We start from the raw sequence: 14,660 nt of genomic DNA on the forward strand, positions 1-14,660 counted from the left end.
TACGTTCTGTCCTTCCGCTCAGCTGTCTGTTCCGCGCGCCCGGGGAGCGTGCGGCGCAGGCCCCTGCGTCCACGCGTTCACGGGATGGTGTGTGATGGGTACACGCATTTCGGCGTTGATGCGGCCGCTGGTCGTGCTTGTCCTGTTCCTCGGCATCCCGTTGTCGGCGCTCGCCCAGGCGCCGGCCTCGGCACCGGTCGATCCGGTGGCCGCCCCCGTCGTTCCGGAAACGACGGACAGCAAGCTGATCCAGTCGGTCACGTTCTCCCCCGTCGTCGCCTTCGCCGGCGCCGACCTTCGCGTCATCGTCCGCGTCACGCCGGATGCCGGCAACCGACGATTGCAACTGTCGGTCGACGCGCCGACCTTCTATGCCAGTACCGAGCGACAGCTCGACGGCGTGGAAGGGGCGCGGGCCCACACCTTCGCGGTGCATCAGTTGCCCGCTGGCGACTATCAGATCGTTGCGACACTGGAAGGGTCGTCCGGCATCCGCTCGCGCGTGACCCGCTCGTTCAAGGTCATGGGGGAAGACGAGACGGCGCTCGAGCCGGATGTGCGTCCGACGCGGGGACGCCGCCGTGGCCGATCCGACTGACCGGTCTGGCGCGCCCCTTGTATAGGTGAAGTCGGGAGGCACGCATCCTGTCGACGCCGACAGGAGTCTCACTGAGACGTGCCTCGGACTTCAGCCATGTCTACCACCCTGCAGAACACCCCCGTCCGCGGCATCGCCCGAGAGCACGCGCTGGACTGGTACCGCCGCAATCGCGCTCGCACGCAGGCGTTGTTCGATGTCCTGACACCGGACACCCTGTATGCGCAGCCCATCGCGCAGCGGCACCCGATCGTGTTCTACGTCGGTCATCTGCCGGGCTTCAGCCTCAACACGCTGGTGAAGCGGGGGCTGGGTCGTCCCGGTGTCGACGAGGCGCTCGAGCGGCTGTTCGCTCGCGGGATCGACCCTGATGAGGACGGCCATGATGCAGCCGCGTTCACCTGGCCGGATCCGGAGGCCGTGCGCGCCTTCGTGCGAGCGGCCGATGATCGGGTCATCGACGCGCTGGCCGACGCGGACCTCGATCAGCCGGGTCATCCGCTGCTCGACCGCGCCGAGGCCGTCTACGCGATCCTCGAGCACGAGGCCATGCATCAGGAGACGCTGCTGTACATGTGGCACCGGTTGCCGCATGCGGCCAAGCGTGCGCCCGCCGACTACACCCTGCATCTCAGGCCGGGTGCCGTCGCGCAGGGCGATGTGCGCATTCCTGCCGGGATGGCGGCCCTCGGCGCGCGTCGAGGCGACATCCCGTTCGGCTGGGACAACGAGTTCCCCGGCCCCGTGGTCGAGGTGGAGTCGTTCCGCATCCAGCGCCTCAACGTGACCAACGGCGACTTCCTCGCGTTCGTCGAGGCCGGGGGCTACCGCGACCCGCAGTGGTGGTCGCCTCAGGACTGGGCCTGGGTGCAGGCCGACCAGCTCGCGCATCCGACCTTCTGGACGCGGCGTGAGGGCGAATGGTGCTGGCGCGGCATGTTCGAGGACATTGCCTTGCCGCTCGCATGGCCGGTGTACGTGAGCCAGGCCGAGGCGTCGGCCTACGCGCGCTGGACCCGGCGACGCCTGCCCACCGAGGCCGAGTATCAGCGGGCGGCGTTCGGCAGTCCCGACGACGCACCGCGACCGCATCCGTGGGGCGCGGCGCCGGCCACGGCCGCGCATGGCGTGTTCGACTTCTCGAGCTGGGAGCCGGCACCCGTGGGCACGCATCCCGACGGCCAGTCGGCCTGGGGCGTCCACGATCTGGTGGGCAACGGCTGGGAATGGACCACCACGGTGTTCGACGGCTTTCCCGGCTTCACACCGATTGCGTCATATCCCGAGTACTCCGCCGATTTCTTCGACGGGTCGCACTTCGTGCTCAAGGGGGGATCGCCGGCGACCGCGCGCGAACTGCTGCGCCCGAGCTTCCGCAACTGGTTCCGTCCACGGTATCCGTATGTGTACGCCACGTTCCGCACCGTGGAGGTGACGGCATGAGTCCCGCCCCCATCCGTCTGGTCGCGGCTCCTTCGACAGGCGCGCAGCAGGCACCGACGTCCACTGGCCTGCGTGTGCCGACGGCACCGCGGTCGTTTGCCGAGGAGGTCGGTGCGTCCTTGCGCGAGCGACCGCGCCGCCTGCCGGCGCACGCCCTGTACGATGCCCTGGGCTCCTCGCTGTTCGATGCGATCTGCCACCTGCCCTGGTATCCGATCACCCGCGCCGAGACGGCGCTGCTGCGCCAGCATGGGCGTTCGATTCTCGAGGCCGCGGGGCGGCATCCGCGCGTGGTCGAACTCGGCCCCGGCAACGGCGAGAAGCTCGCGACGCTGCTGCACGACGTCGAGGCCCGGGAGCGCCCCGTCGACGTGCACCTGGTGGACGTGTCGGCCACCGCGCTCGACGTGGCGTCGGCGCGATTGCGACGCCTACCCGGTCTGGCCATCCGGACCCACGTCGCGCGCTATGAGGTCGGCCTGCGCGACGTGGTGGCGACCCGACAGCCCGGCGAGACCCTGCTGGTCGCGTTCCTCGGCTCCAACATCGGCAACTTCGATCCGCCGGAGGCCGCTGCGCTGCTGGCCGACATCCGGCGCGTCATGCAGCGGGGAGACACGCTGCTGATCGGCGCCGATCTGGTCAAGCCGACGGCGCAGTTGCAGCTGGCGTACGACGACCCGCTCGGCGTCACCGCCGCCTTCAACAGCAACCTGCTGGTGCGTCTCAATCGCGAACTCGGCGGCGACTTCGATCTCGAGCGATTCGCCCACGATGCGCGCTGGAATCCTGCAGCGCAGCGCATGGAGATGCACCTCGTGAGCCTGGCGCTGCAACGCGTGCATCTGCCGGGGGCCGGTCTGACGATCGACTTCCAGGCTGGTGAGACGATCTGGACCGAGAGCTCCTACAAGTACGAACCCGCGCAGTTCGTCGAGACGCTGTGGAACGCGGGCTTCGTGCCGGCCGGCTCATGGCGCGACGACGAGGCCGGCTTCCTGCTCACGCTCGCCGCCGCACGGTGACGTGAGCGGGCGCTCGGGACACGCGGAGGGGCCGACGGCAGCACATCCGCCTCGGTCGTCGTAGGGTCAGGCATGTCTCATCCGCCTGTGCCTCCCCCGCCGCCCGACCACACTGACGCCGGTCGCCGGTCGTTCCTGAAGGGCGCCGCGCTTGCCGCCGGCGCCAGCCTCGTCCTTCCCTCGGCGCCGGCCAGCGCCGATCCACGCCCGCTCACCGACGCCGAGAAGGTGACGCGACTCGCGTCCAACACCTATCCCATTCGCGACCTGTTCAAGCGGCGGCCCGATCCGACGGCCACGCCCGAGCAGGTGCAGACGGCCCTCGCGATGAAGAAGAAGTATCGCGAGATCACGATGCTGGACTTTCCACAGTTCACCATCGACACCTTCCCGGGCGTGCGGAAGATGGACCTGTGGTCGGCGCTCTTCGGCGACGTCAGCGATGACGCCATGTATCGCAAGACGACCCGTGAGTACGGGCCGGGGGACTGGTACGAGTTCGATCCGTCGACGACCGCGTCGAAGCGATGGCTCGACACCTTCGCGTCACGGCTGGTCACGACCGGCGTGGCGTGCCATCACGTGTCCAACAACGCGCCGCGCAACATCTCGCACCTCGATCCCGCTCTGCGCCGCGAGGGCATCGCCATCGCCAAGATCTGGCTCGACGCCTGTGCGACGCTCGGCGCCAAGTCGATGCGCGTCAACACCGGCGGTCCAGACATCGCCCCGGGCGCGACCAACACCACCGGGTTCCCGCGTAACGACGAAGTGGTGAAGTACCTGCGCAACGCCATCGAGTCGTTCAAGGAAATGGCCGACTACGGCGGCAAGGTCGGCGTCAAGGTGACGATCGAGAACCACTGGGGCATCAGTGCCGACCCGATGAACATGCGGATCATCTTCGACGAGGTCAATCACCCCTACTGCGAGGCCTCGCCCGACTTCGGCAACTGGGAGCACGAGTACATGCTGCATCACGGCCTGCACGCCCTGATGCCGTACACCCACACCACCGTGCACGCCAAGTACTGGAGCCGCTGGGACACGCTCGACATCGCGCGCTGCGTCCGCATCCTCAACAGTGCCGGCTACAAGGGCGCCATCGCCCTCGAGTACGAGGCCGGCCCCTGGGACGGCGTCGAAGGCGCCACGCGCCTCATGAAGGACGTGCTGGCGGCACTCTAGTCAAGGGACAAGGGAGAAGGGACACGTCACCAGGGAGACAAGCGACAAGAAGGCAGGAACAAGAGGCAAGAGACAAGAGGTGTGTCCCTTGAATCCTTGTCCCTCGTCCCTGAACTCCTTGTCCCTGGTCCCTTGTACCCCTTGTGACTCCTCCCCTTGTCGCTTGTCCCTTGCCTAGACGGTCCCCGCCTGCGGGTGGACCCAGGGGGCGCGATAGGGGCGCGCCAGGTGCCGGTTCGCCTCGTCGTCGTTGGCCACCTTCCCCGCGGCCGCGTCCCAGGTCAGGGAGCGGCCGAGGGCCATCGACTGGTTGGCGAGGATACAGGCCGACGTCGAGATGTGGCCCTCCTCGATGTCGGCCACCGGACGCTGGCCGTTCTCGATGCAGGCCAGCAGGTCCTTCATGTGCCCGCGGATGGCGGGCGCGACATGCCGCTCGAGGTCCTTCTCGGTGCGATCCTCCGGATACTGCTCGAACTCGTAGGTCACGTCCTCGTGCAGCGGCGTGCCCTCGCCGCGCGGGATGAAGTCCCAGCTCATGACGCTGGCCTTCAGCGTGCCCTTGTCGCCGTAGATCGTCGCGCCCCACGGGTACTTCGGGTCCGGGGCATCCCCGTAGGTGCGATGCGTCCACACCACCGGCAGGTGATCGAAATCGAAGGTCGCCGTCTGGGTGTCGCTGGTGTTGGCCTTGCTGTCCTTCTGCACGAGGATGCCACCCGACGAACTGACGCGCGTCGGCATGCCGAGGTCGAGCAGCCACCGCACCATGTCCAGCATGTGGATGCACATGTCGCCGACGATGCCGTTGCCGTACTCCATGAAGGCGCGCCAGCTGCGCGGGTGCACCAGCTTGTTGTACGGCCGCATCGGTGCCGGCCCCGTCCACATCTCGTAGTCGAGGGTGGCCGGCGGCGTGGTGTCTGGCGGATTCTCTCGCGTCCGCATGTGGTAGTAGCAGTAGATCTCGACGTACCCGACCTTGCCCAGCAGGCCCTCCTTGATCACGCGGTTCCTCGCGTTGATCAGGTGCGGCGTGCTGCGCCGCTGCGTGCCGACCTGCACGACGCGTCTGTACTTGCGTGCCGCGGCCAGCAGCGCCTGCCCTTCGACGATGTCGACGCCGACCGGCTTCTGCAGATACAGGTGCGCACCGGCCTGCATCGCGGCGATGGCTGGCAGCGCATGCCAGTGGTCGGGCGTGCCGATGAGGACGATGTCGAGATCGCGCTCCTTCAGCATCTCGCGGTAGTCGCGGTACGTGCGCGGGGCCTTCCTGGACACCTGCCGCGAGGCGATGAGCTCGGCGGCGCTGGACAGCATCTGCGAATCGACGTCACAGATCGAGACCACGTCGACGGGCGCGACCTGGATCAGGCGCAGGAGGTCGGCCTTGCCGTACCACCCGCTGCCGATCAGCCCGACCCGCGGCGGCCTGGGCTGGGCCCGGGCCGCCAGCGTGACCGGCAGGGGCAACGCGGCCAGGGCGAGCGCGGAGCCCCCCTGCTTCAGGAAGTCGCGACGATGCATAGGGCGCGTTGTAAGTCGAATCGTGCCGGATTGCAAGCCGCAATTCAGGCGGACTTCGCTGACATTCACGATTCACAATGAAGTGCCGCTCGACGCGCTCGCAAGAAATCGGGGTCGCTCCGAGCAGCGTGCGACTCCTGCGTTGAACACAGGCAGTGGCCCGACTGCCGCGGCGCAAGGTGCTGCCCGCCCCGCGCTGCATTCTGCACTCTGAATTGTCGATGCGTGCCTTCCGGCCTGTCTCAATTCAGTTGTGCACGCCTGGCGCCTCGTGCCCGGTCCGCTCGACGTACTCCGGGTACGAACCGAGGAAGAGGTGCGGCTCCTTCTCGCGCCCCGTCTCGCCGCCGAGTTCGAGGACCCGATTGCTCAGGCCGCGCAGGAACATGCGGTCGTGCGAGACGAAGATCATCGTGCCCTCGAAGTCCGCGAGGGCCTCGACCAGCATCTCCTTGGTCGCCAGGTCGAGATGGTTGGTCGGCTCGTCGAGCACCAGGAAGTTGGGGGGATACAGCAGCATCCGCGCCATGACCAGCCGCGTGCGCTCGCCGCCCGAGAGCGCCCGAATCGGCTTGTCGACGTCGTCGCCCGAGAACTGGAAGGCGCCGAGCAGGTTGCGCAGCACACCGACGTTCTCCTGCGGGAAGTCCTTCTGGAACTGCTCCTCGACCGTCAGGTCGGCATCGAGCAGTTGCAGCGACTGCTGCGCGAAGTAGCCCATCTGCAGGCTGGCCCCGAGGGTCACCTGTCCGGCATCCGGCGTCAGCGCACCCGCGATCATCTTGAGCAGCGTCGACTTGCCGGCCCCGTTCCGGCCCATGACGCACCAGCGCTCGCCGCGCTGGATGTTCATCGTCAGGCCGTCGTGCACGACGCGCGTCCCGTAGGCCTTGGTCACGCCGTCCAGGACGGCGACCTTGTCGCCCGAGCGGGGCGGCTGCCGGAACTTGAACTGCACCACCTTGCGCTTCTTCGGCAGCTCGACCTTCTCGATCTTGTCGAGGGCCTTGACGCGGCTCTGGACCTGCGCCGCCTTGGCCGCATGCGCCGAGAAGCGCTCGATGAAGCGCTGCTCCTTGGCGAGCATGGCCTGCTGGCGGGCGTAGGCCGCCTCGCGATTGGCGTCGCGCTGGGCCCGCTCCCGCTCGTAGAACTCGTAGTTGCCCGAGTAGACCGTGATTTCGCCGCTGTCGATCTCGGCGATCTTCGTCACGACGCGATTCATGAACTCGCGATCGTGCGAGGTCATCAGGAGCGCGCCGGAGAGCGATTTCAAAAACCGCTCGAGCCAGAGGATGGACTCGATGTCGAGGTGGTTGGTGGGCTCGTCGAGCAGCAGGACGTCGGGCTTGCCGAGCAGCACGCGGGCCATGGCGACGCGCATCTTCCAGCCGCCCGACAGGGCGCCGACGTCACCGTCGATCTGGTCGCTCTCGAACCCCAGGCCCTCGAGCACGTCGCGCGCCTGCGCCTCGAGCGCGTAGCCGCCGAGGTGGTCGTACTCCTCCTGCACCTCGCCGAACCGCTCGAGGATGCGGTCCATGTCCCCGGCCTGGTCGGGGTCGCCCATGGCGTGCTGGAGCGCCTCGAGTTCGTGGTGCAGCGCGCCGACGCGCCCGCTGCCGGCAATCGCCTCGTCGAGCACCGACCGGCCGCTCATCTCCTCGACGTCCTGCCGGAAATACCCGACCGTCAGCCGCTTCGGGACGGCAATCTCGCCCTCGTCGGCCGTCTCCTCGCCCGTGATCATGCGGAACAGCGTGGTCTTGCCGGCCCCATTGGGACCGACCAGACCCACACGCTCGCCGGGATTGAGCTGGAACGACGCGTCGACGAACAGGACCTGCCGACCGTATTGCTTCGAGATCTTCGAGAAGGTAATCACGACCGTCCCGATTATCGCCGACTCCCGACTCCCGAACCCGACTTCCGGCCCTGACGCCCGCTCAGTCGATTTCCGACACCAGTTCAGCCCCGCCCTCGTACTGCTGGCGGCGTTTCTCGCCCCGCGCCTCGTCGTCCACGGGCAGGGAGCCGCGATCCTCGGGCCGGTCCCGCTCGATCAGCCGATCGATGGGCAGCGCGTCGCCGTCGGCCTCCACGACCAGCTCGTCCAGAATCCGCTTCTGGTCGAGTTCGTCGTCGTAGGTGACGCCCTCGTCCTCCTCGGGCGCGCGCTGCCGCTGGTACTGCTCGATGTCCTCGAGATTGGCCGACGGACCGATGTGTTCCTTGGGCTGCATGGCATTCCTCCGCTCTCCCCTCCTGCAAGCCTCCTGCCGTCGGTGGTAGAGTGCGCTCGAATTCCTTCGGAGGCCCTCATGCGTATTCGATTGCCGCTGCTCGCCGCCCTGTGCGGCGCCACCCTGCTCCTCGCTCCCCAAGCCGTGTCGTCCCTGCAGGCGCAGGATGGCTGGATCTCGATCTTCGACGGCAAGTCGCTCGACGGCTGGAAGGTTGGCGAGAACGCGTCGACCTTCAGCGTCCAGGACGGCGCGATCGTGGTCTTCGGCCCGCGTGCGCACCTCTACTACCAGGGGACGGTCGAGAACCACGTGTTCACGAACTTCGAGTGGAAGGCCGACGTGATGACCTTCCCGGGCGCCAACTCGGGGATGTACTTCCACACCGAGTACCAGGAAGGCGGCTGGCCGTCGAAGGGGTACGAGGTCCAGGTCAACAACTCGCACACCGATCCCATCCGCACCGGCAGCCTCTACAACATCGTCAACGTGATGAACGTCGCGCCGGCCAAGGACAACGAGTGGTTCACCCAGCACATCATCGTGCAGGGCAAGACGGTCACCATCAAGGTCAACGGCAAGACCACGGTCGAGTACACCGAACCGGCGGGTGTCCAGCGTCCCGCCGACATGGCCGGGCGACTCATCGGGAAGGGCACGTTCGCGCTGCAGGGCCACGACCCGAAGAGTCGCGTGCACTTCAAGAACCTGATGGTGAAGCCGCTCAAGTAATTGACCTGAATTCCCTCAGTACACCAACCGCGGCGTGCCGATGATCCCCGATGGCTGCGGGACGATCTTGTCGGTGTCCTGCGGGTCGAAGCGCTTGCCGTAGCGCAGGTGCAGCAGGCGGTAGTCGGGGTGAGGTCGAGCCGCCCAGCGGTTCAGTGCGGTGTTCCCCACCCGCACCTCGAAGGCGTTGCGGCCAGGCCGCAGCGCCTTCGTCACATCGACGCGATACGGCGGCGCCCAGACGGCGCCGACGTCCTGCCCGTTGACGAGCACGCGCGCGCCGTCCCGAAGGGGCGCGTCGAGCCAGGCACGCATCCCGTTGGTGAGTGGCTCCTCGGGATGCGGCGTCCCCTCGCCGAAGTCCAGCCACACGCCACACGGCGACGACGGCACGGCCGGCGACAGGTCGACCTCGCGCCGATAGGTGGCCACCCCGGAGAAGAATCGCAAGTCCGGCTGGTCATGCCACGACGTCAGCGCCGTCAGCGGACGCAGGCCCATACCGGGGACGTCGAGCTGCCATCCCTGGGCGAGGTCGAGCGCGCCGGCGCGTGCCTCACACGCCGCGTGGGCACTGCCCTCGACGCCCGGGCCGAGCGCCACGCCGGCGTCGCCACGCGATTGCCGTGCAGCGTCGATCCACGGGGAGGTCGGCGCCGCGCCGCTGAACACGTAGAACGTGCTGGCGTACGGTGGCAGGTCGACATCGATCGTGCTGGTGCCGCCCTCCCGTGTCCGGCCGGCCGGTCTGACGTCGCCCGTACGCGGATCCCACAACTCCGCGGCGGCGTCGACGCGGAACGACGCCTTCGTGGTGACCGGTCGATTCGACGTATTGGCCACGAAGTACACGTCGGCTTCACCGACGCGCCGGTGCACGAATCCCATCGCGGCGGCATCCTCGTGCCAACGCACGTCAGGGATGAGGCGCGTCGCCAGCCGTGCGCCGACATCGGCATCGCGGGCCACGAAGAGGCCACCCGGCAGGCGTCCCTCGAACAGCGTGGCTGCCGCCTTCGCGACGTGGGCGTGCTGCTCCGTGGTCGCCCGAAAGCCCGCGGCCTGCGACGGCAGCCGGCGCGTGGCGATGACGGTGCCGCCGGCGCGGGCGAACGCCACCAGCAGGTCCATCGTCTGTGACGGGACGATCTCCGCGTCAGGGACGACGACCGCGCGGTAGCGGCCCTTGCCGATGACGAGGTCACGGCCATCGACCCTGGCGTCGATCTGCAGCCGCTGATCGTCGACGACATCGAACGCGAAGCCAGCGTCGAGCAGGCTGCCCACCAGCGATGTGCCGACGTGGTCGCGCAGCATCTCGAACAGGTGCACCTTCCCAGGCCGCATGCGGGACCACGCATCGCTCACCGGCAGGTACAGGGCAACGTCGGTGACGGCACTCCCCTGTCGCAGCATCGCGCTGGTCCGCTGGAGGTACCGCGCGACGTCGGGCATCACGATCCACCACGGGTTGGCATCACTCAGAACGGCCGCCGCGTAGAAGCGTGCGCCCGGCCAATCGACGCCAGCCGACGTATTCGGCCAGCCATGCCCGATCAACTGCGTCACGCCCTGGAGGAAGTGACGATCGGCCTCCACCTTGATGTCGAGCGGCGTCGCGGCGAACGACGGCGAATGGAGCCACGTCCAGGTCTCCGACGACGTCACGGCGCGACCGAAGACGTGGGCGGCCGAGGACGCCCAGCGCACCGAGGTGATGGTGCGCCACTGGGCCCCCTCGCCTTCGGGCAGGTCGATGAGTCCGGCACTCGAGGGACGCGCCGGCGGGATGCCATAGGTCTGTGCGCGCAGACGGGTGTCACGTTCGTGCGCCCACTGCAGGAGTGGCCCCAGGAACTCGGATTCGAGGCGCTCGGTCAACAGCTGTCCCCAGTCGTGGCGCACCCCGCGACTCGCGGCGTCCTCCCCCGTGACGAGCGCCGGCAGGTGGTCCATCAAGTCGTAGCCGTAGCGGCGGCGGAAGGCGTCGATCAGGCCGGGCGTCCAGTCGGACCCGAAGACCTCGAGGCTGTCGCAGAACACGGCGTAGGGACGCGCGGATGCCAAGGCATCGAGCAGCGGCGTGCCGACGGCGTGGAGATACCGGTCCAGGGCGCCACGATCGTAGTGGTCGAGCACGAAGCCCTCGCCGCCAATCGCCGGTCGCTTCACCATCATGCCGGTGCGGCTGGCGATGAAGACCCACGCCGTCGCTGGCCCGTCGAGCCTGGGCGTGATCGGCAGCACCCCGTCGGCGACCGTCGAGCTGTCGAGGCGCATGAAGGCCTCAGGCGTGGCTGGTGTCCCCTCGCCCGGGGTGAGGTGGACGGCCAGCAGCGACTCCCCCGCGCCGATGGCCGGCAGCCCGAGGACTCGCGCGCCGCGCGGCACCGGAAGCGACACGATGCGCAGGGCGCCCGCCGCGTCGGAGGCCGCCACGCTCGGGCCGCCGAACGGCCAGCCGCTGCCCAGCGTGACGTCATAGCGCAGCCCGAGTCGAGCCGCCGTGCCGCGGGCATGCGTCAGGGCGTCGAGAAAGGGTGCCGAGAGGAAGGGGCGGACACGTGTCGCGGCATCGTCTCCCTCGAGCGTCAGCGGATACACCGGCTGCACTTCCACGCCGCCCAGCCCGGCCGCGTGCATGGCCTCGAGGTCGCGGTCCAGTCCCGCGGGGGTGACCGTCGGACCGAACCACCACCAGCGCATCAGCACGCGCGCATCGTCTGGTGGTGCCGCGAACACCTGGGCCAGGGCCGCGGTGGCAGACACCGACGGCGCTTGCGCCTGCAGCCAACCGAGCATCGTGGCCACGCACAGCAGCACGAGCGAGGGAAACCGTGACCACTGCTGGATCGTCATGGAGGATTACACGGTAAAGGAGGTGCCATGCTCGCGTCACGTGTCCTGTCCACCGCACTCGCCCTCGCCATCGTCCCCGCCACTCTGGCCGCCCACCATGGCTGGAGCAACTATCACGAGAACAGACCACTGACCGTCGACGGCACGATCGTCGAGTCGTCGTACGGCAATCCCCATGGCACGGCCCGACTGGAGACCGCCGAGAAGACGTGGGATGTCGTGCTCGCGCCCACCTCACGGATGAGCGCACGAGGACTCACGGAAGCCATGCTGCGCAAGGGCACCAGGGCGAAGGTCCTGGGCTACCAGCACAAGCAGCAACCCAACGAGATGCGCGCCGAGCGCATCACCATCGACGGCAAGACGGTCGAGTTGCGCTGATGCACGCGTGGCTGCTGCCCTGGGCCCGCTGGCTGGAGCACTCGGACCTGGGGACGGCCATCCGCACGTCGCTGTGGCTGTATCCGGCAGCCGAGGTCGGGCACCTGCTCGGCCTCGGCGTACTGGTCGGGACGGCGGTGGCGTTCGACCTGCGACTGATCGGGGCGGCGCGCGGCCTTCCCGTGGACGGCCTCGCGCGCCTGCTGCTGCCCTGTGCGCGACTCGGGTTCGGCCTGCTGGTCGTCACCGGCCTGCTGCTGTTCAGCGCCAATGCCACGACGTTGCTGTCGGGGGTCTTCGCCGCCAAGCTGGGCGCGATCACGCTCGGCGTCGTCAACGCGAGCCTCTTCCATCGCGGCCTCTTCCCGTCGGTGGCCGAGTGGAACATCGGCATGCCATCGCCGGTCCCCGTCCGCCTGACAGCGATCATCTCCCTCGCCAGCTGGACGACCGCCCTCGTCTGCGGGCGCCTGCTCGCGTATCTCTGAGCACCCCGCGGACCACGCTGGCCGAGCGGAACGGCCGTTGCAAGCAGGGCGGAGAGGGCTGCATCTTCGCGGCCCCATGGAGGCTCGACCATGGCCCGCGTCAATCCCGTCCTGCAGGACGAGCAGGTGCAGTACAACCCCATCCACCGCGTCACCGGACTGTTCGACAACCACGACGCCGTCACCTCGGCCGTGCGCGATCTCGAGGAGGCCGGCTTCCCGCCGGATGCCATCGACCTGTTCGCGGGCGCCGACGGCGAGCAGGCGCTCGATCCGTCTGGCGATACGGGCGGCACCGTCGGGCGGCTGTTCCGCAAGCTCGAGGACCTGGTGTCGGACACCTCCAAGTTCCACGAACTGGCCGGCGCCATGCTCCATGCCGGCGGCTTCGTCGTGGCCGCCAACACCGAGGGGAATGACCCGCGCAAGGCGGCCGCGATGGACATCCTCACGCGGCACGGCGCGCGTGATGTGAAGTACTGGGCGCAGTGGTACGTCGAGCAGGGCTACGAGGACGTGCCCCGCCAGAACCTCACCCGCAACGACCAGTAGGGAACTTCGCGGCGCTGGCGTTCGTCCACCCATCCAGCCTTGACGACAACTGTAGTCAGTGGCAGACTGCCTTCACTGCTTACAGTTGTAGTCACACGGCGACCGATGGAGTGACGATGATCACCAAACGCCCCGGCGAGCAGGAGCTCGCCCTGCTCACCTGGCTGGCCGAGCACCCGGCCATCACCGTCGGGGAAGTCGCCGACCAGTACGGCGTGCCCAGGGACCTCGCCCGGTCCACGGTGCTGACGATGATGGAGCGGCTCCGCAAGAAGGGGCATCTGTCTCGCAGACGGGTGCAGGGCGTATTTCGCTACACCACGGGCGCTGGTCAGGACGCCCTGCTGAAGGACGCCGTCGGTGCGTTCGTGTCGCGCACGCTCGGCGGTTCGGTCTCCCCCTTCGTGGCCTACCTGAGCGACGAGGCCGAGGTCACACCCGAGCAGTTGACCGAACTCGAAGCGCTGGTCGCGCGCCTCCAGACGCGAGCGAGGCGGTCGTCATGACGCTCGTCCTGGTGCTGGACGCCCTGCGCGCCGGCAGTCTCGCCATGCTGGGCACGATCGGCCGCGCCTCACTGGAGGCCACGGTCGTCGCCGGGGTGGTCTGGGGCCTCTGCCGCAGCCTGCCGACCATCCCACCGGCCGTACGGGCGTGGCTCTGGTGGCTGGTCTCCCTCAAGCTGATGCTCAGCCTCCTGGGCATGCCCGCGCTGCCGCTCGCTTGGCTCCCGACGGCAACGTGGTCGCCGACGACGTCCGCGAGCCCGATCGTGCTGCCTGCGCCGGACGACCTCGTACGTGACGCGTCCCTCCGCAGCCCGGCGGCCATGCCTGACCGCGTGCCCGTCGCCATCCCGTACGCCTCGTTGTGGCCCATGGCGCTGCTCGTGGTGTGGCTCGTGGTGGCCGTGCGACAGGCCGCTGGACTCCTGCGAGCCTTCCAGGCCGCGCGACACCTCCGTCGACAGGCGGTCCCCGCACCGCCCGGCATCGTCAGTCGTGCGGCGCGCGTGGCGCGCCTGTTCGCGCTCCCGGTGCTTCCCCGCGTCCTGGCATCACGGCTGACCGCGGTGCCGCTGCTCACCGGCGTCATCCGGCCCGCCATCCTGTTGCCGGCCACGTCCGCGTCGGCACTGTCGCGGGCGGAGGTCGACCTGGTGCTCGGGCACGAGTTCGCGCACGTACGCCGCGGCGACCTGGTGTGGGGCTGGGTGCCGGCGCTCGCGTCGCGCCTGTTCTTCTTCCATCCCCTGGCGCGTCTGGCGGGTCGTGAGTACCTGGCCGCGCGCGAGGAAGCCTGCGACGCCGAGGTGCTGCAGACCCTCGACGTCGCCCCGGCTGACTACGGCCGACTGCTCGTGAAGCTCGGTGTGGCCACCACAGACGACGTGCTTGCGGCCGCAGGCTCGTCTCCCACGTTCGACCTGCTGAAGAGGAGACTGATCATGCTCGACCGTTCCAGTACGCCGGCGTCCCGCTGGTGGTGGGCGATGACAGGCGCCACCGCCGTGTTGGTGCCACTGACCCTGGTTGCGCAGCCCGCGCCGCCCGCGCCGCCGCCGCCCCCCGCGCCCGTGGCCACGCATGCCGAGCCCATCGGGGTCGTACCGCCGCTGCCG

General features: G+C 68.7%; 14 protein-coding genes. 10 read left to right on the plus strand and 4 right to left on the minus strand.

The genetic code is table 11. The features are described from left to right. Positions 1-94: 94 nt before the first annotated feature. The 4 genes from Q0C41_RS02635 (at position 95) to Q0C41_RS02650 (ending at position 4,254) form a co-directional block, all read left to right on the plus strand. Positions 95-598 carry a hypothetical protein gene (locus tag Q0C41_RS02635; protein ID WP_291980895.1) on the plus strand — a complete coding sequence of 168 codons (504 nt, stop codon included), beginning with the start codon at positions 95-97 and terminating at the stop codon, positions 596-598. Between the two features lie 96 nt (positions 599-694). Next, positions 695-2,041 carry an SUMF1/EgtB/PvdO family nonheme iron enzyme gene (locus Q0C41_RS02640; protein ID WP_291980896.1) on the plus strand — a complete coding sequence of 449 codons (1,347 nt, stop codon included), beginning with the start codon at positions 695-697 and terminating at the stop codon, positions 2,039-2,041. Beyond that, positions 2,038-3,066 carry an L-histidine N(alpha)-methyltransferase gene (gene egtD, locus Q0C41_RS02645; RefSeq protein ID WP_291980897.1) on the plus strand — a complete coding sequence of 343 codons (1,029 nt, stop codon included), beginning with the start codon at positions 2,038-2,040 and terminating at the stop codon, positions 3,064-3,066. Before Q0C41_RS02640 ends, egtD begins: the two co-directional genes overlap by 4 nt. A gap of 72 nt (positions 3,067-3,138) precedes the next feature. After that, complete coding sequence (locus Q0C41_RS02650; protein ID WP_291980898.1) at positions 3,139-4,254, plus strand: TIM barrel protein; 1,116 nt, start codon at positions 3,139-3,141, stop codon at positions 4,252-4,254. A gap of 174 nt (positions 4,255-4,428) precedes the next feature. On the opposite strand, the gene Q0C41_RS02655 is transcribed toward Q0C41_RS02650, so the two are convergent. From Q0C41_RS02655 to Q0C41_RS02665, 3 genes are all read right to left on the minus strand, one after another. Then, entirely contained in the window at positions 4,429-5,784 is a 1,356-nt protein-coding gene (locus Q0C41_RS02655) for a Gfo/Idh/MocA family oxidoreductase (protein ID WP_291980899.1), read from the minus strand. Positions 5,785-6,031: 247 nt separating this feature from the next. Further along, on the minus strand, positions 6,032-7,669 hold the full coding sequence (locus tag Q0C41_RS02660) for an ABC-F family ATP-binding cassette domain-containing protein (protein ID WP_291980900.1): 1,638 nt from the start codon (positions 7,667-7,669) through the stop codon (positions 6,032-6,034). Between the two features lie 61 nt (positions 7,670-7,730). Then, a complete protein-coding gene (locus Q0C41_RS02665; protein WP_291980901.1) occupies positions 7,731-8,027 on the minus strand; it encodes a hypothetical protein in 297 nt (98 codons plus the stop codon). Positions 8,028-8,105: 78 nt separating this feature from the next. Between Q0C41_RS02665 and Q0C41_RS02670 the strand changes: the two genes are divergently transcribed. Continuing rightward, a complete protein-coding gene (locus Q0C41_RS02670; protein ID WP_291980902.1) occupies positions 8,106-8,759 on the plus strand; it encodes a DUF1080 domain-containing protein in 654 nt (217 codons plus the stop codon). Between the two features lie 15 nt (positions 8,760-8,774). On the opposite strand, the gene Q0C41_RS02675 is transcribed toward Q0C41_RS02670, so the two are convergent. After that, positions 8,775-11,618 carry a glycosyl hydrolase gene (locus Q0C41_RS02675; RefSeq protein ID WP_291980903.1) on the minus strand — a complete coding sequence of 948 codons (2,844 nt, stop codon included), beginning with the start codon at positions 11,616-11,618 and terminating at the stop codon, positions 8,775-8,777. A 27-nt stretch (positions 11,619-11,645) separates the two neighbouring features. Here Q0C41_RS02675 and Q0C41_RS02680 point away from each other — a divergent pair, with 27 nt between their 5' ends. The 5 genes from Q0C41_RS02680 to Q0C41_RS02700 all read left to right on the plus strand — a co-directional run. Further along, positions 11,646-11,999 carry a DUF6152 family protein gene (locus Q0C41_RS02680; RefSeq protein ID WP_291980904.1) on the plus strand — a complete coding sequence of 118 codons (354 nt, stop codon included), beginning with the start codon at positions 11,646-11,648 and terminating at the stop codon, positions 11,997-11,999. Next, positions 11,999-12,487, plus strand: a complete 489-nt coding sequence (locus tag Q0C41_RS02685) for a hypothetical protein (protein WP_291980905.1) — start codon at positions 11,999-12,001, stop codon at positions 12,485-12,487. The genes Q0C41_RS02680 and Q0C41_RS02685 overlap by 1 nt, the downstream gene beginning before the upstream one ends. 90 nt (positions 12,488-12,577) lie before the next feature. Further along, entirely contained in the window at positions 12,578-13,039 is a 462-nt protein-coding gene (locus Q0C41_RS02690; RefSeq protein ID WP_291980906.1) for a hypothetical protein, read from the plus strand. 116 nt (positions 13,040-13,155) lie between these two features. Continuing rightward, positions 13,156-13,545, plus strand: coding sequence for a BlaI/MecI/CopY family transcriptional regulator (locus Q0C41_RS02695; RefSeq protein ID WP_291980907.1), 390 nt, complete (start codon positions 13,156-13,158; stop codon positions 13,543-13,545). Next, a partial coding sequence (locus Q0C41_RS02700; protein WP_291980908.1) for a M56 family metallopeptidase occupies positions 13,542-14,660 on the plus strand: 1,119 nt, incomplete at its 3' end. The genes Q0C41_RS02695 and Q0C41_RS02700, both read left to right, overlap by 4 nt.

The organism is Luteitalea sp., assembly GCF_022842525.1.
Classification (GTDB): domain Bacteria; phylum Acidobacteriota; class Vicinamibacteria; order Vicinamibacterales; family Vicinamibacteraceae; genus Luteitalea.